Consider the following 24,675-nt stretch of genomic DNA (forward strand, 5'->3'; position numbering starts at 1 on the left):
GGAAACAGGGGCGATTATCGTGCCCGTATGGCCTCTTTACGGCTGCTGCGGGTGCAGCCAGAGGCCGGGATCGATGGTAAACGACCGCTTCCGGCCCCCGTATCCGGGGTTTCCATATGAATGCATACGAGTTGCCCGGGCCGGGCGGTGCGACAATTCAGGCCATGACTTCCGCCACCAGCACCCCCGCTTCGACCCTGACCCCTGTCCTGACGATGACCCGCCCCGACGACTGGCACCTGCACGTGCGCGACGGCGAGGCCCTGCACACCGTGGTGCCGCATGCGGCCGCGCAATTCGGCCGCGCCATCATCATGCCCAACCTGCGCCCGCCGGTGACCACCGCCGCCCAGGCCGTGGCCTACCGCGAGCGCATACAGGCCGCCGTGCCGGCAGGTATGCAGTTCGAGCCGCTGATGACGCTTTACCTCACCGACAAGCTGCCGCCCGATGAGATCGCCCGCGCCAAAGACGCCGGCGTGGTCGCGGCCAAGCTCTACCCGGCCGGCGCCACCACCAACAGCGATGCCGGCGTCACGGATTTGCGCAAGACCTACAAGACGCTGGAGGCGATGCAAAAAGCCGGCATGCTGCTGCTGGTGCACGGCGAGGTGACTTCGTCCGACATCGACCTGTTCGACCGCGAGGCGGTCTTCATCGACACCCAGCTGATTCCGCTGCGCCGCGATTTCCCCGAACTGAAGATCGTCTTCGAGCACATCACCACCCGGGAGGCGGCGCATTACGTGCGCGACGCGGGCCGCTTCACCGGCGCCACCGTCACCGCCCACCACCTGCTCTACAACCGCAACGCGATCTTCACGGGCGGCATACGCCCGCACTACTACTGCCTGCCGGTGCTCAAGCGCGAAACCCACCGGCTCGCGCTGGTCGACGCCGCCACCAGCGGCGATGCGCGCTTTTTCCTCGGAACCGACAGCGCGCCGCATCCGGCCCACCTCAAGGAACACGCCACCGGCTGCGCGGGCTGCTACACGTCGCACGCCGCCATGGAGCTGTACGCCGAAGCCTTTGATGCGGCCGGCGCGCTGGACAAACTCGAAGCCTTCGCAAGTTTTAACGGTGCCGATTTCTACGGCCTGCCGCGCAACACCGGCAGCATCACGCTGAAGAAAGAAAGCTGGCGCCCGCCCGAGAGCTTTCCTTTCGGCGAAGCCGAACTCAAGCCCTTGCGCTCGGGCGAGAACCTGCCCTGGAAGCTGATATGAAAGTCACCAAGCAAGATGAATACAAGATAGCTTTGCTTATTGATGCCGACAACGCGCCGGCAGCAAAGATTGAAGCCATTTTGAGCGAGCTCTCCACATTGGGAGTGACTCATGTTCGTCGTGCTTATGGAAATTGGGCGAAGGAGGGTCTCAAGGGTTGGACGGGAAAACTGCATGAACATGCTATTCGGCCCATTCAGCAGTTTGATCTCATCAAGGGAAAAAATGCTACCGACATTGCAATGACTGTGGATGCATTGGAGCTGCTGTATATCGACCAACCGGACGCATTCGCGATCGCTTCTTCTGATTGTGACTTCACGCCTCTGGTCATGCACCTTCGTGCCAAGGGCGCCGCAGTTTTCGGCTTTGGCGAAAAGAAGAGCCCTCAGCCTTTTGTCAACGCCTGTTCGTTGTTTCTATACGTTGAAAATCTGGGCGAAGAGGCTGATAACCCCACTGAACCGGATGCGAAGGCGGCAGGACATTTGCGCGCCTCTCCTGCGGAACTCAAGCAAAACACGGCGCTTATTTTGCTTCTGAGGAATGCGATCAAGGCTGCGTCGGATGAAGATGGCTGGGCGCGCGTGAGTGAGGTCGGGCACCAGGTTCGCAATCAATCTTCAGACCATTTCCGTAACTACGGATACTCGAGTTGGACCAAGCTGTTTAAGGTCATCGATTTGTTTGAGCTGCAGGGCGAAGGATCCAATAACGTCGCGGTGCGCGACAAGCGATTGACCAAAGCGGCGCGAGCCTGAGGCTGGGCTATGGCGCACACAGCTCCCCTGCCCCCCATCGACTGGAACCAGCCCTGGCTGCAAGCCTGGCGCGAGCCCGGCCAGCGCGCGGCCTGCGCGGTCACGGCCGGCGTTGCGCTGCACCAGGCCCTCAACGCCGTGCAGCCCGCGCCGGTCTGCTTCGCGCCGCAATGCACGCTGCCTTCGGGCGAAGCCTATGAAAGCTACATCGCCCGAACCCGCCTGTGCCCCACGCGCGAGGGCGCGCACGATTTCTTCAACGGCCTGTGCTGGATGCGCTTTCCGCAGACCAAACGAAAACTCAACCAGCTGCAGGCCGCCCAGATAGACGCCGCGGGCGTGGCGCCGGTGCGCGGCCCGGTGCGCGACGCGCTCACGGTGTTCGATGAAAACGCCGCCTTCCTGTCGGCGCCGCAGCCCTTGTGGGACGCGCTGCTCGCGCGCGACTGGGACAGCCTCTTCATCACCCACAGGGCGCTATGGCGGGAGGCGCAGCTCGTGCTCTTCGGCCATGCCCTGCTGGAAAAACTGCTGACGCCGCGCAAAGCCATCACGGCCCACGTCTACCTGGCGCAACCGCCCATGGGGACCATCGCGGAACTCGACGCCTGGGTGGCGGCCGACCTCAGCGCGGACAAGCTCGCCGGCAAGCCTTTCGCGCCTTTGCCGGTGCTGGGCGTGCCCGGCTGGTGGCCGGAGAACGAGAACTTTTCCTTTTATGATGACTCTCTCGTATTCCGGCCGGCTGTCATAAATAACAGATAAAAATCAGCCACTTAGGCGCGGGCACCGCTTGAACCGGGCCCGCGGGCCCTCATATCCTGCGCAAGGCGGGCTTTTTCACCGACCCCACGGAGAACCCATGAAACGTATTTTTCTGTTTATTTTGACCAACGTCGCCGTCGTGGCGGTGCTGGGCATCGTCGCCAGCCTGCTGGGCGTCAACCGCTATCTCACGCCCAACGGGTTGAACCTGGGCATGCTGCTCGGGTTCGCGCTCGTCATCGGTTTTGGCGGCGCCATCATCTCGCTGCTGATCAGCAAGCCCGTCGCCAAATGGAGCGCCAGCGTGCGCGTCATCAACGACGCCCAGAACGCCGACGAGGCCTGGATCGTCGAGACCGTGCGCAAGCTGGCCGACAAGGCGCAGATCGGCATGCCCGAAGTCGGCATCTTTGAAGGCGCGCCCAACGCTTTTGCCACCGGCGCGTTCAAGAACTCGTCGCTGGTGGCCGTGTCCACCGGTTTGCTGCAGGGCATGACCCGCGAAGAGATCGAAGCCGTGCTCGGCCACGAGATCGCCCACATCGCCAACGGCGACATGGTCACCATGACGCTGATCCAGGGCGTGATGAACACCTTCGTGGTCTTCCTCTCGCGCGTGATCGGCTACGCCGTCGACAGCTTTTTGCGCCGCGGCAGCGACAACAACTCCGGCCCCGGCATCGGCTACTACGTCAGCACCATCGTGCTGGACATCGTGCTCGGTTTTGCCGCGGCCATCGTCGTGGCCTGGTTCTCGCGCCAGCGCGAGTTCCGCGCCGACGCCGGCGCTGCGCAACTGATGGGCCGGCGCCAGCCCATGATGAACGCGCTGGCCCGCCTGGGCGGCATGCAGCCCGGCGAACTGCCCAAGGCGGTGGAAGCCATGGGCATCACCGGCAGCATCGGCAAGCTGTTTGCCACGCACCCGCCGATTGAAGAGCGCATCGCGGCTTTGCAAAACAGCCAGGGCTAAACATCATCAAAGGGCGTCCCGCACGGGCGCCTTTTTTTTGCATGAAATTTCAGGGAGCATGAACATGAAAAACTGGATCAGGCAGAACCGCGGTTTCCTGGTGGCCCTGCTGCTGTTCGGGCTGTTCCGCACCGCGGTCGCGGACTGGAACCCCATCCCCTCGGGCTCCATGCGGCCCAACCTGCTCGAAGGCGACGTGGTCTTCGTCAACCGGCTGGCCTACAACGTCAAGGTTCCGCTGACCGACACGGTGCTGGCGAAAACCGCCGACCCGCAGCGCGGCGACGTCGTCACCTTTTCTTCGCCGCTCGACGGTGTGCGCCTGATCAAGCGGCTGGTGGCCGTGCCGGGCGACGTGGTGGAAATGCGCGCCAAGGTGCTCGTCATCAACGGGCAGGCGGCGCGTTATGAGGCGCTGGACACGGTGCTGGAGCCGGCCGGCCTCGGCGGCGTCCTGGTGGCCACGCACATGAAAGAAACCACGCCCCAGGGGCAGCACGAAATCCAGTGGCTGGCCGGCGTGACGGCCAAGGACAACTGGGGCCCGATGACGATTCCCCCGGACCAGTTCCTGATGCTGGGTGACAACCGCGACAACAGCGCCGATTCGCGCTACATCGGCCTGGTGCCGCGCCAGCTGCTCATAGGCCGGGCCGAACGCATTCTGGTGTCGGCCGACATCCTCGAGAAGTGGCAGCCGCGCTTTGAGCGCTTCGGCCGCTCGCTCTATTAATCTTTATTCAGGCTGCGGGGCCGCGCCGGCCCGCTGCGTGCGCTCCACCGCCTGGGCGACGTCGGCCGGGTCCATGCCGTACATGTCGGCAAACTGCTCCACGGTTTTTCCGCTGGCCTCAAACGCGCGCATCAGCGCTTCACGTTTCGCGGTCTGCACGGCCATCTCGGCAAAGGCTTCGTCGAGCAGGGCGTTGGCCGCTTCGTCCTGCGTGCGGGTGCGCTCGGCGTAGTCTTCGCGGCTCAGGCCCGAGGCCTCGATGGCCGCGATCAGGCGGGCACGGACCTGGGGGCGCAAATCTTCCTTGGAGCGCGCCTGGCGGCGCCGGAACACCTCCATGATGGCGTGGTGCACATGTTCGGGCGCGACAGGCTCCACGGGCTCGCCCTGCAGGTTACAGCGCGGGTGGCCCGCCGCCACGGATTCAAGGTAACGGGTCGAGCGCGCATGCAGGCCCAGCGCGACCTTGAGTTCGTCGCGCTTGAAGGCTTCGGGGTTTTCCGCCAGCAGGTCCTGGAAGGCGCCGAGCTTGAGCGGCAGGAACTGCGCGCCGAACATCCTGGGGTAGAGCTCGAACAATTTTTCCAGCACCGGATGGACTTCGCGCGTGCGCTGCTGCTGCGGGCCGGCAGGACGGGGGCGTTGCGGGGCGCGGGGGCGCCTGGCGCGTGGAGTGGGTGTGGTGGTGTCGGTCATGTGTAGGGGGTGAAGAGGGTGGAATGCGGGGAAGGCGGGGTATGGGGACGCTTAGCGCGGCCTGAACATGCGAAAAAGGTTGTCGGGTGTGACGGTGAAATAGTCGGCCGGGCCGCCGGCGCGAAGAATGGGCTGGGCGGCCGCCGTGTCGTAAATGCCGTCCTTGAGCAGATGCCTTGCAATGTACACGCCGACGACCTCGCCCAGCACCAGCCAGGTGGGCACCGGCACGCCGTCGGCGCCCTGCAGCTGCAGGATTTGCGTCAGCCGGCACTCGAAGGACACCGGGCTTTCCAGCACGCGCGGCACGGCGATGCGCTGCGAGGCGACGGGCGTGAGGCCGGCCAGCTCGAACTCGTTGACCTCGGGCGGCACCATCGCGCAGGAGCGGTTCATGGCCTCGGCCAGCGGCCGGGTCGCCAGGTTCCAGCCGAACTCGCCGGTTTCGCGGATATTGCGCAGGCTGTCCTTGGCGCCAATGCTGGCAAAACCGATGATGGGCGGCGTGTAGTTGAAGGCGTTGAAAAAACTGTAGGGCGCCAGGTTGAGCCGGCCTTGCGCGTCCCGCGAGGAGATCCAGCCTATGGGCCGGGGACCGACCATGGCGTTGAAGGGATCGTGCGGCAGGCCGTGGCCGTTTGCGGGTTCGTAGTAATGGAAGTTCGGGTCCTGCACGGGCTCTCCTTGTTGCGTCATGCGGCCATCCGTTGCCGTTCGGCATCCTGCAGCACGTTGCGCGCCACGGCCTCGGCGACCTTGATGCCGTCCACCCCGGCCGACAAAATGCCGCCGGCGTAACTGGCGCCTTCGCCGGCCGGGTAAAGGCCGCGCACGTTGATGCTTTGCAGGTCTTCGCCGCGGCTGATCCGGATCGGTGAAGAGGTGCGTGTCTCCACGCCGGTCAGCACCGCGTCGTGGGTGTCGAAACCTTTAATCTTTTTGCCGAACACCGGAAAGGCCTCGCGCATGGCTTCAATGGCATAGGCGGGGAGTGCCGACGACAGGTCGCCAATAGTGACGCCCGGTTTGTAGGAGGGCGTGATGCTGCCCAGCGCGGTCGAGGGCCGGCCCGCCACGAAGTCGCCCACAAGTTGCGCCGGCGCCTGGTAGTTGCTGCCGCCCAATACAAAGGCGTGGGACTCAAGCTGGCGCTGCAGCGCGATGCCGGCCAGTGCGTCGCCCGCCTCGAAGCCGGGGTAGTCGCGCGGGTCTATGCCCACCACGATGCCGGCGTTGGCGTTGCGCTCGTTGCGCGAGTACTGGCTCATGCCGTTGGTCACCACGCGGCCGGGCTCGGACGTGGCGGCCACCACCGTGCCGCCCGGGCACATGCAAAAGCTGTAGACCGAGCGGCCGTTGCTCGCGTGGTGCACCAGCTTGTATTCGGCCGCGCCCAGCGACGGGTGCCCGGCATGGCGGCCCCAGCGCGCGCGGTCGATGATGCCCTGCGGATGTTCGACCCGAAAGCCGATGGAAAAGGGCTTGGCCTCGATGTACACGCCGCGCGCATACAGCATGGCAAAGGTGTCGCGTGAGCTGTGGCCCAGCGCCATCACCACCTGGTCGGCGCGCATCTCGTGGCTCTGGCCCGTGGCCTGGTCCAGCACCGTGAGGCCGCGCAACTGTTTGCCTTCGGTACCGTCTTCGATCAGCACGTCGGTCACGCGTTGCTCGAAGCGGATCTCGCCGCCCAGCGCGACGATCTGCGCGCGCATGTTCTCGACCACCTTCACCAGCTTGAAGGTGCCTATGTGCGGGTGCGCCTCGAACAGGATGTCGGCGGGCGCCCCGGCTTTGACGAATTCGTTCATCACCTTGCGGCCCAGGTGGCGCGGGTCCTTGATCTGGCTGTAGAGCTTGCCGTCCGAAAAGGTGCCGGCGCCGCCTTCGCCGAACTGCACGTTGGACTCGGGATTGAGCACGTTCTTGCGCCACAGGCCCCAGGTGTCGCGGGTGCGCTGGCGCACGGTTTTGCCGCGTTCCAGCACGATGGGCTTGAATCCCATTTGCGCCAGCAGCAGGGCCGCGAACATGCCGCAGGGGCCGAAACCGACGACAACGGGGCGCAGCGGCAGGCCGGTGGGGGCATGGCCCACGCTGCGGTAAGCCATGTCCGGTGTGGGAAAAATGTGCGGGTTGCCGGCAAACCCGGCCAGCAGCGCGCTTTCGCGGCCGGCATCGGCCAGCGTGACGTCGACGATGTAGACCTTGAGCAGGTCGGCCTTGCGCGCGTCGAAGCTGCGTTTGTGGATGTGGACGTCCTGCAGCCCGGCTACGGCGATGCCCAGTGTCTGGGCCGCGAGGGCGGGCAGGGCGTCTTCCGCGTGGTCCAGCGGCAGTTTGAGTTCGGTCAGGCGAATCATGAAAGGGGGCTCGTGTTGATCAAGCAGCCCCGTATTTTAAAGGGCGGCCGGTCCCGGCGCCCCGCTGGCGGATAATAGGCCCCGTGAAGCCTGCCAGACCGCCGCTGGTGCAATCTGGGAAACCAGGCACTGGAGGAACGTCCGGACTGCACAGGACAGCGTAGGAGGTAACACCTCTCCACCGTGAGGTGAGGATCAGAGCAACAGAGACGAGTCGGTTTTGGGGCAACCCCGGACCGGGTGAAACGGGCAATCTCTACGCGCAGCAATACCAAGTAGGCCAGCGTTGATGTGGTTCCGCAGAGCTGGCGGGTAGGTAGCATTGAGCCGTGGGGGCGACCCCCGGCCCAGATTAATGGCGGTCACACCGGGCTTTCTCCAAGGGGCCCGGTGCACAGAATCCGGCTTATCGGCGGGCTTCACACTTTATTCACGGCCTTGGCGGCCCTGCGCATCCACAACTGGAACGCCAGAAAACCCACGACCACGACATTGAGCAGCAGCACGCCGGCGTTGATGGCGCCCGGCCGGTGCGCCAGGTGGGCCACCTCGAGCGGGATGTAGAGCGCCCCAGACAGCGCGCCCAGCCATTCGGCCCAGGTTTTTTCCTTCCAGAGTCCCCAGGCTTCCACAAAACGCACGGCGATGTAGGCTAGCGCCACCGGCGCGAGCGTGCGCAGGTTGATGGCGCTCAGCAGGTCGGCGTAGTGCAGCAGCAGCGTGGGGTAAGGCAGGGCCGGGTCGAGATGGAAGCGCCACAGCAGCGCCAGGGCCAGCCGGTGGATGTCGTGGTGCAGCAGCTGCAGCAGGCCTATGCCGGCCGCCAGCGCGGCCAGTCCCTTGGCGGCCTCAAAGATGGCAATGGCGCGCAGGGCGCGCCGCCGGCCGGCGGGTCCGGCGCCGGCAGGGGAAGGGGTGTCGGGAAGCATGTGGGCGCCGAAAGGTGGAAACCAGCCGGCGCCCGGGGACGGACTACGGCCTTATTTCGACGCGGCGGCAGCGGGTGCCTTGGCGCCCATGTTGCCGAAGTACTTCGTGTAGATCTTGTCGTAGGTGCCGTCGGTCTTGATGTCGGCCAGGCCCTTGTTGAGCTTTTCCTGCAACTCGGTGTTGCCCTTCTTCACGGCCAGGCCGTACTGTTCGGCGACGAAGCTGGCGTCGGTGACGGTCTTGAAATTCGCGCCGCTGTTGTTGGTGACGTAATGCACCACCACGCCGTTGTCGGCCACCACGGCGTCGACGCCGCCGGCTTCCAGCTCTTTCAGTGCCAGCGGCGTCGATTCAAAACGCTTGATGTTGGCGCTGTCCTTGCCTTGCAGCTTGGCCACCACCTCGTCGCCCGTCGTGCCGTTCTGCACGCCGACCTTGAGTTTTTTCAGGTCATTGAACTTGCTGATTTTCGAATCCTTTTTCACCGCGATCAGCTGCTGCGCGTCGAAGTAGGGGGTGGAAAAATCCATGGTCTGCTTGCGCTCTGCCGTGATGGTGATGGCCGACACCAGCAGGTCGCGGTCACCCTGGTTGAGCGTGTTGAAAATGCCTTCCCACGGTGTGTTCAGGAATTTCACCTCAATACCGGCTTTTTGTGCCACGGCCTGGACGACTTCGATGTCGAAACCGACGATCTCGCCTTTTTCATTTTGCGATTCAAACGGCGCGTAGGCGGCGTCGGTGCCCACCAGGTAGACCTTGGCGGCCGGCGCGGGTGCGGAGGCTGCGGGCGCCGATGCGCCGGCGGCGGGTGCCGGGGGTTCCTGCTTGCCGCAGGCCGCCAGGACCAGGCCGGCCAGCAAAATGCCGGCGCTTTGAAGGAAATGTCGGGTCGTGATGGAAGACATGAAAAGCCTCGCTGAATGTTGAATAGGTGAGTTCAGAACCCCGCGGAAAGGCAGGCTGGTGGCCCGTTTCCCGGCAGGCATGAGAAAAAAAGTATAAACCGTTGCCGCCACAGGCAAAGCAATTGATGTGCCTGGGAACCAGTTTACGGTCTAAACGCGGCCCCATTCAGACTGTAAACAGCTTGCGGGCGTGCGGAATTCTGGATAACCCGGCGGCAGGCCGGCCGCCGGGCCTCAGATTTCGTCAATGCTGGTGGACAGCGCCGGCTGCGCCTGGGGGCCGGCTTCCAGGGAGAAGCGCTCCCGTGTATTGATGTAAAAGCTGGCGCCGAAGCGCGCGACGGGAAAGTAGTTCTGCAGCCGCACCCGCCACTGCTCGGCGTCGATGAGGCCGTCGCGGGCGTGCAGCCAGTGCACCCGGCCTATGAATATCTGGCGGCTGGGGGTTTCCAGCAGCTCGTAGAGCGTGCATTCAAAGGCCGCGGGCGCCTCCGCGATGCGCGGCGGCCGCACTTGGCGCGAGGGCGCGGTGGTGAGCCCGACCTCGGCGAGTTCGCTGACGTCGGCCGGAAAGCGTTCACCGCAGCGGTGCATCTGCGCGGCCATGGCCTCGTCCGTCAGGTGGACCACAAATTCGCCGGTGCGCACGATGTTGGCCGCCGTGTGCTTGAGCTGGCCGTCCTGCAGCCGGTTGATGCTGACCATCACGATGGGCGGCTCCTCGCCCAGCATGTTGAACATGCTGAAAGGCGCGGCGTTCACGACGCCGTTCTCGCTCAGCGTGGTGATCAGCGCGATCGGCCGCGGCACGATCAGGCTGGCCATGAGCTTGTAGCGCTGGTATTCGGTGATGGCGGAAAAGTCGATGTCCATGCGGTATTTCTTCGGGGTATCGCCTGCGCGGGCCGGGGCGGCGGGGTCAGGCCAGGCCCAGCATCTGCGCCAGGCTTTTTTCGGCCTGCGGCTTGTCCAGGCAGATGCGGCGTTCCAGGTCGAGCAGGTGCTCGTTCATGACGCGCACCGCCTTGGCGGGTTCGCCGTTTTCCAGGTAGTCCACGATGCGCGCGTGTTCGTCGTGCTCGCAGGCGGCGTTGCCGGGTGGCTCATAGAGGGCGACGATCAGCGAGCAGCGCGAGATCAGCTCATGCAGGTAGCGGTGCAGGATGGCGCTGCCCGAAAGCTCGGCCAGCCGCAAATGAAACGAGCTGGCCAGGCGCGCCCAGGCCGGCTGGTCGGCGCGGTGCAGGGCGGAATGTTCTTCGCGCAGCTGCTTGCGCAGCAGCGCGACCTCGGCCTTGGTGATGCGCTGCGCCACCAGCGGCACGATGGCCGCCTCCAGCAGGCGGCGCGCTTCGAAAATCTGCCGGGTTTCCTCCGGCGTGGGCGCGGACACCACGGCGCCGCGGTTGGGCCGCAGGTCCACGATGTGGTCGTGGGCCAGCCGCTGCAGCACCTTGCGCACCGTGGCGCGGTTCACGGAAAACAGCTCGCACAGGGCCTGCTCCGGCAGCTTGGTGCCCGGGGCGATGCGCTGGTTCATCACGCTGTCGAAGACCGAGTGGTAAATGCGGCTTTCGATGTCCGTCAGCCCGGCCAGCAAAGGCACGGAGGCGCCGGCTTGCGCGGCGGATGTGGCGGGGCGTTTGCGGGCGGTGGTCATGCGGGTACCTGGGGAAAGAGTTCATCCATGTGGCGGCAGATGGCGCCCGGCGTGGTGAACCAGACGCGGCCTTCGTCGCGCGCGCGGGCGATGTGCTGCAGGGCCCGGCGCAAATGGCGCAGGCGGTAGGGCTGGCCCACTATATACGGGTGCAGCGCGATGCCCATGACCAGCGCCTGCCCGGCCGACTGCTCCAGCATCTCGTCGAAGTTGTCGATGACCATCTGCGCGAAGTCCTTGCCGTCCATCTGCCGCGTGATGATCATGGGGATGTCGTTGAGCTCCTGCGGGTAGGGGATGGACCACAGCGGGCCGCCGCGCGTGCGCTTGCGCACCGGCTGGTCGTCGTGGCACCAGTTGAGCGTGTAGCGGTAGCCGGTCTCGGCCAGCAGGTGCGGCGTGGCCAGGCTCTCGGATATCCACGGCGACAGCCAGCCCGTGGGCGCCGTGCCGCTGCATTCGGCGATGCGGGCGCGGCACTGCGCCAGCAGTTCGCGCTCCTGCGGCTCGGCCATGTCGCCTTGCCGTTCGGCATTGGTGTGGCCGTGGCCGATCAGTTCGTCACCGCGCGCCGCGAAAGCCGCGACCAGTTCGGGGCAGTGGTCGTACAGCGCGGTGTTGACGAGGGTGCCCGTGGGCAGGCCCAGCGCATCGAACATCTCCAGGCAGCGCCACGCGCCCACGCGGTTGCCGTATTCGCGCCAGGCGTAATTGAGCACGTCGGGGTGCGCCGAGGCCGGGCCCAGGTTCGCGCCCAGGCCCTCGCCGAAGGCGAAGTGTTCCAGGTTGAAACCCAGGTAGACCGCCAGGCGCCGCCCGCCCGGCCAGCTGAAGTCGGGGCGCGCATGGATGCCCTGGTAGTCGAACAGGCCGTGGCCCGGCAGGGGCCGCGCCGCCATGCCGCCCTTGGCGGCGCGGATCATGGAAGAGGCCTCCGGCCCGAATGCCGCAGGCTGGTGCGGGCTGCCGCACGGTTTGCGTGCCTGCCTGTCCGGTTTGGGTGCGTATGCATGAAATGCGTGAACGAGTGCATGAATGGTTTGGGGTGAGCAATTTTGGTGCCCAAAATGGGATTCAGATTGTTGACAATATAAATGATTGATTGTGGTCAATGTTTATCCTGCGATGTGCACCAGATGGGCGGCGTGGCACGGAGCTTGCAAGAACAGCCGAAGTTTTTGCAGTCCCAATCCCTTCAGGAGAAAAAGCCATGTCCATGTTCCGACGCTCATTCATCGCCGCCGCAGCTCTGGCCGGCCTGGCGGGGGTATTCTTGCCGGCGCACGCCCAGGAGTCCATCAAGATAGGCCTCGTCACCGCCCTGTCGGGCCAGTCGGCCAAGGCCGGCGAAGCCATCACGCGCGGGCTGGCGGTGGCGATCGACGAGATCAATGCCAAGGGCGGCCTGCTGGGCGGGCGCAAGCTGGAGCTGGTGCGCCGCGACGATGAAGGCAACCCGGCCAAGGGCGTCGTGGCCGCCCGCGAACTGATCTTCAAGGAGCAGGTGGCGGTGCTGTTCGGCGGCCTGGACACGCCCGTCTCCATGGCGCTGGTGCCTATCGCCAACCAGGAAAAAGTGCCCTTCATGGGCCCCTGGGCGGCGGGCACGCCCATCACCAAAAACGGCGCCAACCCCAACTTCGCGTTCCGCGTCTCGGCCGTGGACGAGCTGGTCGACAAGGCCATGCTGCAGTACGCGCAGAAGACCTTCAAGTCCGCCAGGCCCGGGATGATCCTGGTGAACAACCCCTGGGGCGAGTCGAATGAAAAAGGCCTGACCGCCGCGCTCACCGCCAAGAACATGAAGGCGGTGGGCATCGAGAAATTCGAGGCCAACGACGTGGACGTGGTGCCGCAGCTGACCAGGCTGCGCGGCGCCGGCGCCGACGTGCTCTTCATGGTCGGCAACGTGGGGCCCTCTGCCCAGGTCGTGAAGTCGCTGGACCGCATGGGCTGGAAGGTGCCGGTGGTCTCGCACTGGGGCCCGGCGGGCGGGCGCTTCACCGAGCTGGCCGGCCCCAGCGCCAAGACCGTGCACTTTGTGCAGACCTACAGCTTCTTCGGCAAGCAGGGCCCGGTGGGCGACAAGGTCATGAAGGCGCTGATGGCCAAGTACCCGGACATCAAGGGCGCCGACGACGTGACGCCTTCCGTCGGCGTGGCCAACGCCTACGACGCCATGCAGCTGGCAGCGCTGGCCATCGCCAAAGCCGGCAGCACCAAGGGCGACGAAGTGCGCCAGGGCTTCTACAAGATAGACCGCTACGAGGGCCTCATCAAGACCTACGTCAAGCCGTTTTCGCCGGACGTGCATGACGCCGTGACCGAGAACGACTACGTCTGGGCCCAGTTCATCGACAACCGCATCCTGCCCGTGGGCACGGCCAACTGACTGGCGCCGCCGTGATGCGCGCATTCGCGGACGCCGCCGCGGTGCGGCGGGACAAGAAACGGGGCAGGAGACCTTCATGCTTTTGACTTCGGCGCTGATCAGCGGCCTCGGCCTGGGCAGCATGTACGGCCTCATGGCCTTGGGCTTTTACGTCACCTACGCGGTGTCGGCGACGGTGAACTTTGCCCAGGGCAGCTCCATGATGCTGGGCGCGGTGCTGACCTACACCTTCTCGCAAACCCTGGGCTGGCCCTGGCCCCTCGCGCTGCTGGCCGCGCTGGCGCTGTGCGCGCTGTACGGCATGCTGGTGGAGTTCGTCGCGGTGCGGCCTTTCGCGCGGCGCGGCTCCAATTCCTGGCTGATGTCGACGGTGGCGCTGGGCATCGTGCTCGACAACGTCGTGATGTTCACCTTCGGCAAGGAGCCGCGCAACCTGCCTTCCCCGCTGGCGGTCACGCCCATCCAGCTGGGCGACCTGGGGCTGGGTGTGTATCCCCTGCAACTGCTGGTTCCGGTGGTGGGCCTGGCCCTGGCGGGTGTGCTGCACTTCGTGGCGCGGCACACGCGCTGGGGCGTGGCGCTGCTGGCGGTTGAGCAAAACCGCGATGCCGCGCGCCTCATGGGCATTCCCGTCGGCAACGTGGTGCTGGCGGCGTTTGCTTTGTCCACCTTGTTCGCCGGCGTGGCCGGCGCGCTGGTGGCGCCGCTCTTTAACGTGCATTCCGACATGGGCACGCTGTTCGGCCTCAAGGCTTTTGCCGTCGCGATCCTCGGCGGCATCACCAGCGCCTGGGGCGTGATGCTGGCCGGGCTGCTGTTCGGCGCGGGCGAAGCCCTGATCACCGCCACGCTGGGCTCGGGCTACACCCAGATCATCATGTTCTCGCTGGTGATCGCGGTGCTGGCGCTGCGCCCCAACGGCATGTTCGGCCGGCTGGAGGTGAAGAAGGTATGAAGCGGATTCCTGATGCCCGTCCGCCGCTGTTGTGGGGCCTGGGTTCGCCCCTGGCGGTGGGGGCGGTGGCGCTGCTGCTGCTGGCCGCGCTGGGCCTGGCCTGGGTGGTCAACGGCTATTTTGTGTACGTGCTGGCCAATGTCGCGCTGCTGGCGCTGGTGGGCATAGGGCTGAACGTGCTGCTGGGGCTGACCGGCCAGGTGTCCTTCGGCCATGCCGGGTTTTATGCGCTGGGCGCGTATGCGGTCGCCGTCTTCACGACAAAGCTGGGCATGAGCTTCTGGCTGGCCTGGTCCTTGGGCGTGTTGCTCAGCGCGCTGCTCGGCTTCCTGCTGGCCTTGCCCGCGCTGCGGGTGAAGGGCCCTTACCTAGCCATGGTGACGATTGCCTTCGGTTTTATCGTGGAGCACGGCATCGTCGAGTGGCGCAGCGTGACGGGCGGGCAGAACGGCATCATGGGGATTGCCGCGCCGTCGCTCGCGGCGCTTCAGCTGGATGTGCGCGGTGTGGCGGCCCTGGCCATCGTGGCCTGCGGCGCGGCGCTGGCGCTGTATGCCTGGCTGTCGCGCAGCGCCTGGGGCGCGGCCATGCGCGCGGTGAAAGACAGCGAGACCGCCTGCGAATCCGTCGGCATCAACCCGCTGCTGGTCAAGGCCGTGGCCTTTGCCGTTTCGGCCGCGCTGGCGGGGCTGGCCGGCGGGCTGTTCGCGCCGCTGTCGGGTTTTGTCACGCCGCAGGGTTTCGGCATGCTGCAGTCCATCCTGTTTGTGCTGGTGGTCATGATAGGTGGCTCCGGCTCCATCCTGGGCCCGGTGATAGGGGCGATCATCGTGGGCCTGCTGCCCGAACTGCTGGCCAGCCTGGAGGAATACCGCCTGCTGTTTTTCGGCGGCTTGCTGCTGCTGGTGCTGTGGGCCGCGCCCCAGGGCGTGGCCGGCCTGCTGGGCGCGCTCTGGCTGCGCTTCACGCCGGTTGCGGATCCCGCGCACGAGGCTTCGGTAGCGCCTGCGCCGGCCTTGAACGCCGCCGCGCCGCGCGGCGCGGTGTCCGTGTCGGGGCTGGGACGGGTGTTCGGCGGCGTGCGCGCCGTGCATGAACTCAGTTTTGACACCCTGGCCGGCGGCGTGACCAGCCTGATCGGACCGAACGGCGCGGGCAAGACCACCGTGCTCAACATGCTCAGCGGTTTTTACCGGCCCACGGCCGGCGCGTTTTCCCTGCAGGGGCTCAGCCTGCAAGGCCGCAGCGCCTGGCAGATCGCGCGCAGCGGCATCGCCCGCACCTACCAGACCTCGCAGCTGTTCGGCTCGCTCAGCGTGGAAGACAACGTCGCGCTGGCAATGTGCCGCGGGCGGCTCGGCAACCCCTTGCGCGCCAAGGCCTTCCAGGCGGGCGATGTGCGCGCGCAGAGCCGGGCCTTGCTGGCGCGCTGCGGTTATGCGGGTTCGCCGCGCACGCTGGCGGCCGACCTGCCGCACGTGGACCGGCGCCTGGTTGAAGTGGCGCGCGCGCTGGCCACCGGCCCGCAGGTGCTGCTGCTCGACGAGCCGGCCGCGGGGCTGTCCAGCGAAGACAAACACAAGCTGGGGCTGCTGCTGCGCGCGATTGCCGGCAGCGGCATCGGCGTGGTGGTGGTCGAGCACGACATGGCGCTGGTCATGTCCATCTCGGACCGCATCGTGGTGATGGACGCGGGCCAGTTGCTGGCCATGGGCGCACCCGGCGAAATCCGCGACAACCCGGCCGTGCGCCAGGCCTACCTGGGGACGGCGGGCGCGCCCGGCGCGTCGCCCTTGCGGTCTGGCGGCGGGCGGGCGGAAGGCCCCGAACTGCTGGGCGTCGGCCAGCTGACGGCGGCCTACGGCGCCGAACCGGTGCTCAAGCAGGTCAGCCTGCAGGTTCGCCGGGGTGAGCTGGTCGCGCTGCTGGGCGCCAACGGCGCCGGCAAGTCCACGCTGATGCGCGCGCTGGCGGGCTTGCACCGGCCGGTCAGCGGCGGCATCCACCTGCAGGGCCGGGACCTGTCCGGGCTGGATGCCGAGCAGGTGGTGGCCCACGGCCTGGTGCTGGTGCCCGAGGGCCGCCAGGTGTTCCCCGAACTCAGCGTGCGCGACAACATCCGGCTGGGTGCTTTCCTCAAGCCGGACGGCGTCGACGCGCGCATGGAAGAGATGCTGCGGCGCTTTCCGCGGCTGCGCGAGCGGCTGCACCAGCGCGCCGGCCTGCTTTCGGGCGGCGAGCAGCAAATGCTGGCCGTGGCGCGCGGGCTGATGAGCCAGCCCGTGGTGCTGTTGCTTGATGAACCCTCGTTGGGCCTGGCGCCCAAGATCATCGAAGAGCTGTTCGCCGCGCTGGACGCCTTGCGCGGCGAGGGCCTGACGGTGTTGCTGGTCGACCAGATGGCGGCGCTGGCCCTGTCGCTGGCCGACCATGCCTACGTGCTCGAGTCCGGGCGCGTGGTGGCCCAGGGCACGGCGCAGGCGCTGATGGCCGATGGTTCGCTGGTGCGGGCTTATCTGGGTGAGTAGCTGGCTTCGTCCTGATCGACTAGGCCCTGGCCGCGCACGCGGTCGATGTGGGCCAATAGCGAGCGTTTGGCCACCGGCCAGATGCGCGCGTCCACGTCGTCGTAGGCCGCCGCAACCCAGTCGTCGATGGTGCCTTCCGGCTGGGCCCGCATGACGCCGATGATCTTGGCCTCGCGCTTGAGGCGGTGCGCCTTGAGGCCGGCAATCGCGGCTTTGGCCTGGCCCAGCACATAGCCGTGCGCCGGGGCGATGAACTCGATGCCGTGCTCGTCGCAGGCCGCGCTCAATGCATCCAGCGATTCGAGGTAGGCGTTCATGTCGCCGTCCGGCGGGTCGATCACGGTGGTGCTGCCGTTGAGGATGTGGTCGCCGCTGAACAGCAGGCCGTCCTCCAGCATCACCAGGCAGAGGTGGTTGGCGGCGTGGCCCGGGGTGTGGATGACTTTCAGCGTATGGCTGATATCGCCGTCCGGCCCCTTGCCGGTGAGCGCCAGCAACTCATGGTACTTGAGTTCGCGGTCCGGCGTGAAAGCGCTGGCGCTGCGCGCCGTGGGCGCGGACGCCAGCCCCAGGATGGGCGGGGCCGTGGCGCAGAGGGCCTGCAGCGGCTTCGCGCCGGGGGAATGGTCGGGGTGCGAGTGCGTGCAGACAATCATGCGGATGTCGCCGCCCGCCGCATGCCAGAGGCGCTGCAGGTGTTCGTCGTCGGCCGGGCCCGGGTCTATGGCGATGTAGCCGCTGCGCGGGTCGCCGACGAGGTAGCTGTTGGTGCCGGGGCCGGTCATCACGCCTGGGTTGGGCGCGGTCAGGCGCATCAGGTTGTTCAACAGCGCCACGGGCTGCGATGTCTGCCAGTCCAGCGTGTGCACGATCTGCCCGTCGGGGCAGGTCAGCGCCAGTTCGCCGTAAGGCGCTTCGTGCTCCATGTAGCGCGCCTCCTTGCCGGCCAGCAACCCGGCGCGCGGGCAAGAGGTCCACAGCGGGACTTCGGACGCGCAGGCCGCCAGCACTGCATCGACACTGGCATAGTGCTGCAGCCTCTCGAGCGTGCGTATGGTCGGAAAGATGATGAAAAAGCCGCCCGCCTTGTGCCGAGCCAGCGCATCGGCCGGCCGCACCCAGACCGGCTCGAACTGCTCGGCCTCGTCGGCCACCGGGCTTTGGCCCTCGGGCATGCGCGCCACCAGGAAGGGCACGTCGAAGCGCCGCGGCAGGTCGCGGTCGGTGATCCAGTGCGCCAGCACAAACACCTCATCGCCCGCCAGTGTGAGGCCGCGCTCGCGGCACTGCGCGGCAAACGGCGCCTTGCGGTCCAGCGCCGCGATGTCGACCGTGTTCACATGGCTGCCGTCGGCGTGGCGCGCCAGCAGCACGCCGAGCTCCTCAAAACTTTCGCGGATGGCTGCGATGGCCTGCGTCAGGTGCAGGTCGCTTTGTGTCGCGCGGCGCGTGGACTGGGCGTGCGCCTGCTCATCCGCCGCGTCGATGCCGCCGCCGGGGAAGACGTACGCGCCCGGGGCGAAGCTGGCCGCCATCGAGCGGCGGGTCATCAGCACTTCTATGCCTTGCTCGCTGTCGCGCAGCAGCAGGACGGTGGCTGCTGGGCGCAGGGGGGCGGGGTCGCGGTGGGGATGGAGTTGTTGGGAGGGGCGGGGCATGTTTGGATTATGGCTTTTAGGGCTGGTTCTTGCTCCGGTGGTGTGCCCTCTGCATAGGGCTTGCTGGCCGGGTCTCGCCGGGCAACCCCCGGCCAGCAACCCTAAGCAGAGGGCCAGGGCGCGCAAGGCCGGCGCAAGACCCGGCCAAACAGAACCACAGATAATCACCTGATGCGAATCCGATTCACCAAAATGCAAGGCGCGGGCAACGATTTCGTGATGCTCGACGAAACCCGGGGCTCGCTGGGCCTTACCACCGCCCAATACCGCTTCCTCGCCGACCGCCACTTCGGCGTCGGCGCTGACCAGATCCTCACGGTGCGGCCGCCGACCGAAGAAGGCATCGATTTCGAATACGTGATCCACAACGCCGACGGCGGCGAGGTGGAGCAGTGCGGCAACGGCGCGCGCTGCTTTGTGCGTTTTGTGCGCGAGCAGGGGCTGACGGCCAAGGACGTCGTGCGGGTCAAGACCCTGAGCGGCATCATCGAGCCGCGCATGCAGGCGGACGGGCGCGTCACGGTCGACATGGGTGCGCCGGTGTTCGAGCCGGTTCGTGTCCCGTTTGACGCGGCCGGCCTTGTGCCCGTGCCCGAGGGTTCGTGGGAGAAATGGCCGCTGGCATTGCCGGGTCAGGCGCAGGCGGCGCCGATTTTTATCGGTGCGCTGTCCATGGGCAACCCGCATGCGGTGCAACTGGTGGGCGACGTCGACACCGCACCAGTGCTGGAAACCGGCCCGCTGATCGAAAACCATATACGTTTTCCGCGCCGCGTGAATGCGGGCTTCATGCAAGTCGTATCGCGCGGGCAGATCCGCCTGCGTGTCTACGAGCGCGGCGTGGGTGAGACGCTGGCCTGCGGCACGGGCGCCTGCGCGGCGGTGGTGGCGGGCATACGCTGGGGCCTGCTCGATACGCGCGTGGACGTGATGACGCGCGGCGGCCAGCTTACGATCGAATGGACGGGGCAGCTCGATGCGCCCGTCATGATGACCGGGCCGGCCACCACGGTGTTCGAGTCTGAGATCGAAATTCCCGACATGATCTGAGCGCTTTTGGCGCAAGCGGATGTAACGCGACCCACCCGCGAGCTTTGCGCGGGCCGCAAAACTGAGGACAATGCGACGATGAACCCAACCGAACATCCCATCACCGAAGACGACATCGCCAACTTCCTGGCCAACACGCCCGACTTCTTTGAGCGGCACGCCGAGTTGCTGGCTTCGGTGCAGCTGTCCAGCGGCCACGGCAATCGCGCGGTCAGCCTGCAGGAACGCCAGGCGCTCATGCTGCGCGAAAAGATCAAGGGCCTGGAAACACGCATGGTCGACATGATCCGCCACGGCCAGGACAACGTCGGCATCGCCGACAAGATGCAGCGCTGGACGCGCAAGCTGCTGCAGGCGGCCCAGGCGCGCGACCTGCCGGGCGCCGTGGTCGAGGGCATCACCACCGAATTCCTGATTCCCCAGGCGGCCATCAAGGTCTGGGACGTGAACGGCATTTTTTCGGATGAAAGCTTCGCCACCGGCGTGAGCGAGGACGCCAAGGCGTTTGCTTCCTCGCTGGGCGCCCCTTACTGCGGTGTCAACTCCGGTTTTGAAGCCGCCGGCTGGCTGCCTGAACCGGCCGTGGCGCTGTCGATGGCGATGATCCCGCTGCGTACCTCACCCGGCGCGGACGCCTGCGGCCTGCTGGTGCTGGCCTCTCCCGACCCCGAGCGCTTTCACAGCGGCATGGGCACCGATTTCCTGGAGCGCCTGGGCGAACTCGCCAGCGCGGCGCTGACGCGCCTGCGGCCCCAGCAGGCTGTGGCCGAGTAAACATCACGGCCATGGCGCGGACATTGCCTCTTGCGCCTGAAACCGGCGGCGCCGGGCCCGTGTCTGTGCCAGTCGTGCCGCCCTCACATCCGCTGGTTGAGCGCTACCTCGAGCACGTGCGCGTGGAAAAACGCCTGGCCTCGCGCACCGTGGAGCTTTACGCCCTGGACCTGCAAAAACTCGAGGCCAATGCCCTGAAGGCCGGCGTGCAACTGACCGAGGTGCAAAACATCCACATGCGGCGCTGGGTCGCGCAGATGCACGGGGCGGGGCGCAGCGGCCGCGGCATCGCGCTCATCCTGTCTGGCTGGCGCGGCTTTTACACCTGGCTGGGCCGCGAAGGCCTGGTCAAGGGCAACCCGGTGCAGGACGTGCGCGCCCCGAAAGCCGCCAAGCCCTTGCCCAAAGCCCTGAGCGTGGACGAGGCCGTGCAACTGGCCGCCTACCAGGCTGACGTGAGCGACGGCGACCCCTTGCTGGCGCTGCGCGACCAGTGCATCACCGAGCTGCTCTACGGCTGCGGCTTGCGCATAGCCGAACTCGTGGGGCTGGACGTGCGGGCCAGCGGCCAGGCGCGAGGCTGGATAGACCTCGACGCGGCCGAAGCCCACGTGCTGGGCAAGGGCTCGAAACGGCGCAGCGTGCCGGTGGGCGGCGCGGCGCTGCGGTCGCTTCAGCAATGGCTGGCGGCGCGCGGCGCCTGGGCGCGCGAGGACCAGGCCCTGTTCATCAGCGAGCGCGGCAAGCGCCTGACGCCGCAGCACATCCGGGTGCGGCTGAAGCAACGATCCTTGAAGGCCGGGCTGGCCACGCCGGTGCATCCGCACATGCTGCGCCATTCCTTTGCCAGCCACGTGCTGCAGTCCAGCGGCGACCTGCGCGCCGTGCAGGAGTTGCTGGGCCACGCCAACATCACGACCACGCAGGTCTACACGCGGCTGGACTTCCAGCATCTGGCCAAGGTCTATGATGCGGCGCATCCGCGGGCGGTGTCAAAAGCCGGCATGGGGGTGGCGGCGCCGTTTGCGCCGCTCGCGCCCGAACCAGCCGCCGCGGTCCCGAAAGCCGTCAAACCAGGCAAGGTCTGAGCCGGCCGGCTGCCCCTCAGGCCGCCTTGGGCCTGTCGCGCCGGGCCGGCCGCATGGGTTGCGCTTCCCCGAGCATGAACACCGCGCGCTTGCTTTCAGCGGGTGCGGCGGCCAGGCGTTCCTCGAGCTGCGTCAGCAGGCCCTGGGCATTCGAGCCCTGGTGGGGCACCAGCGCATAGGCCACGTGCACCTGCGCCACGCAATCCACATGAAGCCCTTTGTAGGGCATGAGGCAGCGCGCCACGATGCGCGGCCCCAGCGTGCCGGCGTCCTCGGCGTTGAAGGGGCCTTCCACCAGCATGCCGAAACGCCGCTCGGACATGCGCGCGGCGCTGTCGATTTCGCGCGCGGTGGACAAGAGGCGCTCGGCCACGCGCAGCGGCAGCTCGTCGGCGGCTTTGCGCCCGAAGTCGCGCTGGATCTGCTCGGTGTTGACCAGGTCGATGATCATCACCGCGCTCTGGTGGCGCAGCCGTTCGGAGCGCGCGATCATGCGGATCAAACGCTCGGCGAACACATGGCCGTTGATCAGGCCGGTGGCCGGGTCCACCCGGTCCAGGCCCTGGATGCGGCGTATGTTTTCGCGGCGCTGCTGGCTGCGCAGCATGAGCACCAGCATGACGATGGGCAGGTGCAGCGCCACGCCCAGTTGCATGCCGTGCTGCGTGAGGAAGCCGATGGGCACGAGTTCGGCGTTGCGCGCCATGGTCCAGCCGGCGGCGACCAGCACGGGCACATAGGCCAGCACCAGCCAGGGGGCGACGCGGTCGCCGCGCCGCCAGGCCCAGCCCAGGACCAGCATGCCGCTGAATTCCAGCAGCAGCGTGATGGGGATGAACACGTCCATGCGCGTGGCGGCGGGCAACACTGCCAGCAGCGCGGCGGTCAACGCGCCCAGCACGGCCTGGCCGATCATCAGCCGGTGCAGGCGCAGCGAACGCTCGGGAAGGGCCACGGCCGCCGATATGAACAGCAGCGTGGCCGAGACCGTCAGCATGGGCAGCACCGAGGTGGCGACGTCGCTCCAGCCGGGCAACGAAGGCCAGAGGTGCAGGCCCGCGATGCCGGTGACGGTGGCCTGGGTCAGGCCCAGCAGGGTGACGCACAGCGCATACCAGCCGTAGGCGGTGTCGCGCAGCGACACGGCGCCCAGCACGGAGATCAGCGCGGCCAGGCCGGTCAGCCCGAAGAAAATGCCCAGGATCAGCGAGACGCGCTGCTCGGAATAGCTCAGCCGCCCCTCGCTGATGAACTGCAGCGGCGCGCTGAAGGCATGGCCGTTTTCCAGGCGCAGCAGGTAGTTGGTCGGGACCTCAGCCGACAGCGCGATGGGCAGCAGCGGGTGGCGGTGCGGCACCGGCCATTTGTCGACCGCCACCAGGTCGCCGGCCAGTTGCTCGTTCCACTGGCCGGCGCCATCCAGCGTGTAGAGCGACGCCCGGTCGATCGAGGGATAGGGCACCTCGAGGTACCAGCGTTCGGAATCAGGTGCGGGCGGCACATTGATGCGCACCCACATGGAATAACCGGTGGTGACCGGGTAGATCGCATCGGCGCGCGTCGGCTTCCAGGGTAAGTCGGGCGTGGCGATGACCTGCGCGGGCGTGAACTTGCCGGTGGTGTCTATCCAGTAGTCACCCCAATCCTGCAGGGCCACCGGTTGCGTGCGGGCGTCGAGGTCCAGCACGGTGCGCGAGCGGGCGTCCGGGCTGGCCAAGGCCAGCAGCGAGCCCATCAGCAAGCTGATGGCCAGGCCCAGCAACAGGGTCCGGGTAGTCGCGGGTTTGCGGAGCACAGCGCCAGCAGATGGCTTGTGTCTCTTTAACTGCCGCGAAATGTACTCAAAAATCATTAACCGGCGATTGTCGCAAACTTTCGCGAAAATTACAGTCACGACTTTTGGGGACATCGCGGGCGGTTGTTTTGGGGTGATGAGCGGGCGCAGGCGAGGCCCGCGCGCCCTGCCGCGACAATAGCGCCATGAAAATTATTCGATTGCGGGATGGCAAGGAGCGTTCCTTGCTGAGGCGCCACCCCTGGATTTTTGACGGCGCCATCGCCAAGGGCGGCGGCGATGCCGGCGAAACCGTGCGGGTGGAAAGCCACGCCGGCCAGTTCCTGGGCTGGGCGGCCTTCAGCCCGGCCTCCAAGATCCGCGCACGGGTCTGGAGTTTTGACGAAGCGCAGCGCATTGACGCGGCTTTTTTTGAGGCGCGCATCGCCCAGGCCCTGAAGGCGCGGGAGCGTTTCGATATTCAGAGCGACGGCCGGCGCCTGGTCCACGGTGAATCCGACGGCCTGCCCGGCCTGGTGGTGGACCGCTATGGCGACACCCTGGTCGCCCAGTTTTCCAGTTGCGGCGCGGAAAAATGGAAAAACGTGATCGTCGAGGCCTTGCTGGCGCAGACCGGCCTGGCGCGCCTGTATGAACGTTCCGATGCGAGTTCGCGCGCGCTGGAAGGTTTGCCCGAAGTCACGGGATGGCTCAAGGGCTCAGGCGAAACCGGCATCACCATCACCGAACATGACTGGAAACTCAGCCTGGACATTGCCGAAGGCCACAAAACCGGCTTTTACCTGGACCAGCGCGACAGCCGGCAGAAGTTCGCCGCTTATACGCGCAGGCTGCAGTTCGGCCAGGTGCTCAATTGTTATTGCTACACCGGTGGCTTTACCGTGGCCGCGCTGGCCGGCGGCGCCGCGCATGTCACGTCCATCGACTCGTCGGCCCCGGCGATTGAGCGGGCCCGCGCCAACGTGGCGCTGAACGGCTTTGATGCCAGCCGCACCACCTTGCTCGATGCCGACGTCAACGCCTCGCTGCGCCAGTACCAGAAGGAAGGCCGGACCTTCGACGCCATCGTGCTGGACCCGCCCAAGTTCGCGCCCACCGTGACGCATGCCGAGCGCGCCGCCCGCGCCTACAAGGACATCAACCGGCTGGCGCTGTCCATTTTGTCGCCCGGCGGCGTGCTGTTCACCTACTCGTGCTCGGGCGGCATCAGCGCCGACCTGTTCCACAAGATCGTGGCGTCGGCCGGCATAGACGCCGGCGTGGACGCCTTCATCTCCGAGCGCATGGGCGGCGCGCCCGACCACCCCATGACGGTGGCCTTCCCGGAAGGCGAATACCTCAAGGGGCTGGTGCTGGTGAAGCGTGTGGGCGGCTGAGGGCGGCTGGGGGCGCATGCCCCGGGGCTTGACAGCACCTG

General features: G+C 66.7%; 22 protein-coding genes and 1 other RNA gene. 13 read left to right on the top strand and 10 right to left on the bottom strand.

What is annotated here, in order from left to right:
- Positions 1–164 precede the first annotated feature (164 nt).
- The 5 genes from pyrC (at position 165) to lepB (ending at position 4,461) form a co-directional block, all read left to right on the top strand.
- The gene (gene pyrC, locus ACLV8F_RS06460; RefSeq protein WP_411883421.1) at positions 165–1,229 is read left to right on the top strand and encodes a dihydroorotase; all 1,065 of its coding nucleotides are present in this window, start codon (positions 165–167) and stop codon (positions 1,227–1,229) included.
- Positions 1,226–1,990, top strand: a complete 765-nt coding sequence (locus tag ACLV8F_RS06465; RefSeq protein WP_411883422.1) for an NYN domain-containing protein — start codon at positions 1,226–1,228, stop codon at positions 1,988–1,990. The genes pyrC and ACLV8F_RS06465 overlap by 4 nt, the downstream gene beginning before the upstream one ends.
- 9 nt (positions 1,991–1,999) lie before the next feature.
- A complete protein-coding gene (locus ACLV8F_RS06470) occupies positions 2,000–2,755 on the top strand; it encodes a DUF3025 domain-containing protein (RefSeq protein ID WP_411883423.1) in 756 nt (251 codons plus the stop codon).
- Positions 2,756–2,852: 97 nt separating this feature from the next.
- Positions 2,853–3,728 carry a protease HtpX gene (htpX, locus tag ACLV8F_RS06475; RefSeq protein ID WP_411883424.1) on the top strand — a complete coding sequence of 292 codons (876 nt, stop codon included), beginning with the start codon at positions 2,853–2,855 and terminating at the stop codon, positions 3,726–3,728.
- Between the two features lie 64 nt (positions 3,729–3,792).
- Positions 3,793–4,461, top strand: a complete 669-nt coding sequence (lepB, locus tag ACLV8F_RS06480; RefSeq protein WP_411883425.1) for a signal peptidase I — start codon at positions 3,793–3,795, stop codon at positions 4,459–4,461.
- A 3-nt stretch (positions 4,462–4,464) separates the two neighbouring features.
- Here the strand turns inward: lepB and ACLV8F_RS06485 are convergent, their stop codons facing one another.
- From ACLV8F_RS06485 to ACLV8F_RS06495, 3 genes are read right to left on the bottom strand one after another with little or no spacing between them, the layout of a single operon-like run.
- Entirely contained in the window at positions 4,465–5,157 is a 693-nt protein-coding gene (locus tag ACLV8F_RS06485; protein ID WP_411883426.1) for a ProQ/FINO family protein, read from the bottom strand.
- A gap of 51 nt (positions 5,158–5,208) precedes the next feature.
- Entirely contained in the window at positions 5,209–5,853 is a 645-nt protein-coding gene (locus ACLV8F_RS06490) for a flavin reductase family protein (RefSeq protein ID WP_411883427.1), read from the bottom strand.
- The gene (locus ACLV8F_RS06495; RefSeq protein WP_411883428.1) at positions 5,850–7,520 is read right to left on the bottom strand and encodes an NAD(P)/FAD-dependent oxidoreductase; all 1,671 of its coding nucleotides are present in this window, start codon (positions 7,518–7,520) and stop codon (positions 5,850–5,852) included. The genes ACLV8F_RS06490 and ACLV8F_RS06495 overlap by 4 nt, the downstream gene beginning before the upstream one ends.
- 85 nt (positions 7,521–7,605) lie before the next feature.
- Between ACLV8F_RS06495 and rnpB the strand changes: the two genes are divergently transcribed.
- Positions 7,606–7,945, top strand: an RNA gene (gene rnpB / locus ACLV8F_RS06500) — RNase P RNA component class A.
- Here the strand turns inward: rnpB and ACLV8F_RS06505 are convergent.
- From ACLV8F_RS06505 to ACLV8F_RS06525, 5 genes are all read right to left on the bottom strand, one after another.
- Entirely contained in the window at positions 7,940–8,449 is a 510-nt protein-coding gene (locus ACLV8F_RS06505) for a DUF2127 domain-containing protein (RefSeq protein ID WP_411883429.1), read from the bottom strand. The two genes, rnpB and ACLV8F_RS06505, sit on opposite strands and share 6 nt — an antisense overlap.
- A gap of 51 nt (positions 8,450–8,500) precedes the next feature.
- The gene (locus ACLV8F_RS06510) at positions 8,501–9,358 is read right to left on the bottom strand and encodes a basic amino acid ABC transporter substrate-binding protein (protein WP_411883430.1); all 858 of its coding nucleotides are present in this window, start codon (positions 9,356–9,358) and stop codon (positions 8,501–8,503) included.
- 234 nt (positions 9,359–9,592) lie between these two features.
- Complete coding sequence (locus ACLV8F_RS06515; RefSeq protein WP_411883431.1) at positions 9,593–10,231, bottom strand: flavin reductase family protein; 639 nt, start codon at positions 10,229–10,231, stop codon at positions 9,593–9,595.
- Between the two features lie 46 nt (positions 10,232–10,277).
- The gene (locus tag ACLV8F_RS06520) at positions 10,278–11,018 is read right to left on the bottom strand and encodes a GntR family transcriptional regulator (RefSeq protein ID WP_411883432.1); all 741 of its coding nucleotides are present in this window, start codon (positions 11,016–11,018) and stop codon (positions 10,278–10,280) included.
- Positions 11,015–11,941 carry a polysaccharide deacetylase family protein gene (locus ACLV8F_RS06525; protein WP_411883433.1) on the bottom strand — a complete coding sequence of 309 codons (927 nt, stop codon included), beginning with the start codon at positions 11,939–11,941 and terminating at the stop codon, positions 11,015–11,017. Before ACLV8F_RS06525 ends, ACLV8F_RS06520 begins: the two co-directional genes overlap by 4 nt.
- A 287-nt stretch (positions 11,942–12,228) precedes the next feature.
- Between ACLV8F_RS06525 and ACLV8F_RS06530 the strand changes: the two genes are divergently transcribed.
- The 3 genes from ACLV8F_RS06530 to ACLV8F_RS06540 all read left to right on the top strand — a co-directional run bounded on the left by ACLV8F_RS06530 (position 12,229) and on the right by ACLV8F_RS06540 (position 16,893).
- Positions 12,229–13,410, top strand: coding sequence for an ABC transporter substrate-binding protein (locus tag ACLV8F_RS06530; protein ID WP_411883434.1), 1,182 nt, complete (start codon positions 12,229–12,231; stop codon positions 13,408–13,410).
- 76 nt (positions 13,411–13,486) lie between these two features.
- Positions 13,487–14,365, top strand: a complete 879-nt coding sequence (locus ACLV8F_RS06535; RefSeq protein WP_411883435.1) for a branched-chain amino acid ABC transporter permease — start codon at positions 13,487–13,489, stop codon at positions 14,363–14,365.
- The gene (locus ACLV8F_RS06540) at positions 14,362–16,893 is read left to right on the top strand and encodes an ATP-binding cassette domain-containing protein (RefSeq protein WP_411883436.1); all 2,532 of its coding nucleotides are present in this window, start codon (positions 14,362–14,364) and stop codon (positions 16,891–16,893) included. Before ACLV8F_RS06535 ends, ACLV8F_RS06540 begins: the two co-directional genes overlap by 4 nt.
- On the opposite strand, the gene ACLV8F_RS06545 is transcribed toward ACLV8F_RS06540, so the two are convergent.
- On the bottom strand, positions 16,878–18,551 hold the full coding sequence (locus tag ACLV8F_RS06545; RefSeq protein WP_411883437.1) for an MBL fold metallo-hydrolase: 1,674 nt from the start codon (positions 18,549–18,551) through the stop codon (positions 16,878–16,880). The two genes, ACLV8F_RS06540 and ACLV8F_RS06545, sit on opposite strands and share 16 nt — an antisense overlap.
- A gap of 171 nt (positions 18,552–18,722) precedes the next feature.
- Here ACLV8F_RS06545 and dapF point away from each other — a divergent pair, with 171 nt between their 5' ends.
- The 3 genes from dapF (at position 18,723) to ACLV8F_RS06560 (ending at position 21,463) form a co-directional block, all read left to right on the top strand.
- Positions 18,723–19,601 carry a diaminopimelate epimerase gene (gene dapF / locus ACLV8F_RS06550; RefSeq protein WP_411883438.1) on the top strand — a complete coding sequence of 293 codons (879 nt, stop codon included), beginning with the start codon at positions 18,723–18,725 and terminating at the stop codon, positions 19,599–19,601.
- Between the two features lie 78 nt (positions 19,602–19,679).
- On the top strand, positions 19,680–20,375 hold the full coding sequence (locus tag ACLV8F_RS06555; RefSeq protein WP_411883439.1) for a DUF484 family protein: 696 nt from the start codon (positions 19,680–19,682) through the stop codon (positions 20,373–20,375).
- Between the two features lie 11 nt (positions 20,376–20,386).
- Positions 20,387–21,463 carry a tyrosine recombinase XerC gene (locus ACLV8F_RS06560; protein ID WP_411883440.1) on the top strand — a complete coding sequence of 359 codons (1,077 nt, stop codon included), beginning with the start codon at positions 20,387–20,389 and terminating at the stop codon, positions 21,461–21,463.
- Between the two features lie 16 nt (positions 21,464–21,479).
- On the opposite strand, the gene ACLV8F_RS06565 is transcribed toward ACLV8F_RS06560, so the two are convergent.
- Positions 21,480–23,258 carry a 7TM diverse intracellular signaling domain-containing protein gene (locus ACLV8F_RS06565; protein ID WP_411883441.1) on the bottom strand — a complete coding sequence of 593 codons (1,779 nt, stop codon included), beginning with the start codon at positions 23,256–23,258 and terminating at the stop codon, positions 21,480–21,482.
- Positions 23,259–23,443: 185 nt separating this feature from the next.
- Between ACLV8F_RS06565 and ACLV8F_RS06570 the strand changes: the two genes are divergently transcribed.
- Complete coding sequence (locus ACLV8F_RS06570) at positions 23,444–24,634, top strand: class I SAM-dependent rRNA methyltransferase (protein ID WP_411883442.1); 1,191 nt, start codon at positions 23,444–23,446, stop codon at positions 24,632–24,634.
- Positions 24,635–24,675 lie beyond the last annotated feature (41 nt).

Origin of the sequence: Polaromonas sp. YR568, from assembly GCF_943369675.1 — a bacterium.
GTDB lineage: Bacteria > Pseudomonadota > Gammaproteobacteria > Burkholderiales > Burkholderiaceae_C > Polaromonas.

What these genes read in the sequence shown, in the direction of transcription:
- ACLV8F_RS06515 (WP_411883431.1), bottom strand. Translation starts at nt 10,231, where the DNA reads ATGGACATCGACTTTTCCGCCATCACCGAATACCAGCGCTACAAGCTC.
- ACLV8F_RS06545 (WP_411883437.1), bottom strand. Translation starts at nt 18,551, where the DNA reads ATGCCCCGCCCCTCCCAACAACTCCATCCCCACCGCGACCCCGCCCCC.
- ACLV8F_RS06555 (WP_411883439.1), top strand. Translation starts at nt 19,680, where the DNA reads ATGAACCCAACCGAACATCCCATCACCGAAGACGACATCGCCAACTTC.
- ACLV8F_RS06470 (WP_411883423.1), top strand. Translation starts at nt 2,000, where the DNA reads ATGGCGCACACAGCTCCCCTGCCCCCCATCGACTGGAACCAGCCCTGG.
- ACLV8F_RS06510 (WP_411883430.1), bottom strand. Translation starts at nt 9,358, where the DNA reads ATGTCTTCCATCACGACCCGACATTTCCTTCAAAGCGCCGGCATTTTG.
- ACLV8F_RS06490 (WP_411883427.1), bottom strand. Translation starts at nt 5,853, where the DNA reads ATGACGCAACAAGGAGAGCCCGTGCAGGACCCGAACTTCCATTACTAC.
- ACLV8F_RS06535 (WP_411883435.1), top strand. Translation starts at nt 13,487, where the DNA reads ATGCTTTTGACTTCGGCGCTGATCAGCGGCCTCGGCCTGGGCAGCATG.
- ACLV8F_RS06505 (WP_411883429.1), bottom strand. Translation starts at nt 8,449, where the DNA reads ATGCTTCCCGACACCCCTTCCCCTGCCGGCGCCGGACCCGCCGGCCGG.
- ACLV8F_RS06560 (WP_411883440.1), top strand. Translation starts at nt 20,387, where the DNA reads ATGGCGCGGACATTGCCTCTTGCGCCTGAAACCGGCGGCGCCGGGCCC.
- dapF (WP_411883438.1), top strand. Translation starts at nt 18,723, where the DNA reads ATGCGAATCCGATTCACCAAAATGCAAGGCGCGGGCAACGATTTCGTG.
- ACLV8F_RS06540 (WP_411883436.1), top strand. Translation starts at nt 14,362, where the DNA reads ATGAAGCGGATTCCTGATGCCCGTCCGCCGCTGTTGTGGGGCCTGGGT.
- ACLV8F_RS06465 (WP_411883422.1), top strand. Translation starts at nt 1,226, where the DNA reads ATGAAAGTCACCAAGCAAGATGAATACAAGATAGCTTTGCTTATTGAT.
- ACLV8F_RS06495 (WP_411883428.1), bottom strand. Translation starts at nt 7,520, where the DNA reads ATGATTCGCCTGACCGAACTCAAACTGCCGCTGGACCACGCGGAAGAC.
- ACLV8F_RS06485 (WP_411883426.1), bottom strand. Translation starts at nt 5,157, where the DNA reads ATGACCGACACCACCACACCCACTCCACGCGCCAGGCGCCCCCGCGCC.
- ACLV8F_RS06525 (WP_411883433.1), bottom strand. Translation starts at nt 11,941, where the DNA reads ATGATCCGCGCCGCCAAGGGCGGCATGGCGGCGCGGCCCCTGCCGGGC.
- lepB (WP_411883425.1), top strand. Translation starts at nt 3,793, where the DNA reads ATGAAAAACTGGATCAGGCAGAACCGCGGTTTCCTGGTGGCCCTGCTG.
- htpX (WP_411883424.1), top strand. Translation starts at nt 2,853, where the DNA reads ATGAAACGTATTTTTCTGTTTATTTTGACCAACGTCGCCGTCGTGGCG.
- ACLV8F_RS06570 (WP_411883442.1), top strand. Translation starts at nt 23,444, where the DNA reads ATGAAAATTATTCGATTGCGGGATGGCAAGGAGCGTTCCTTGCTGAGG.
- pyrC (WP_411883421.1), top strand. Translation starts at nt 165, where the DNA reads ATGACTTCCGCCACCAGCACCCCCGCTTCGACCCTGACCCCTGTCCTG.
- ACLV8F_RS06530 (WP_411883434.1), top strand. Translation starts at nt 12,229, where the DNA reads ATGTCCATGTTCCGACGCTCATTCATCGCCGCCGCAGCTCTGGCCGGC.
- ACLV8F_RS06520 (WP_411883432.1), bottom strand. Translation starts at nt 11,018, where the DNA reads ATGACCACCGCCCGCAAACGCCCCGCCACATCCGCCGCGCAAGCCGGC.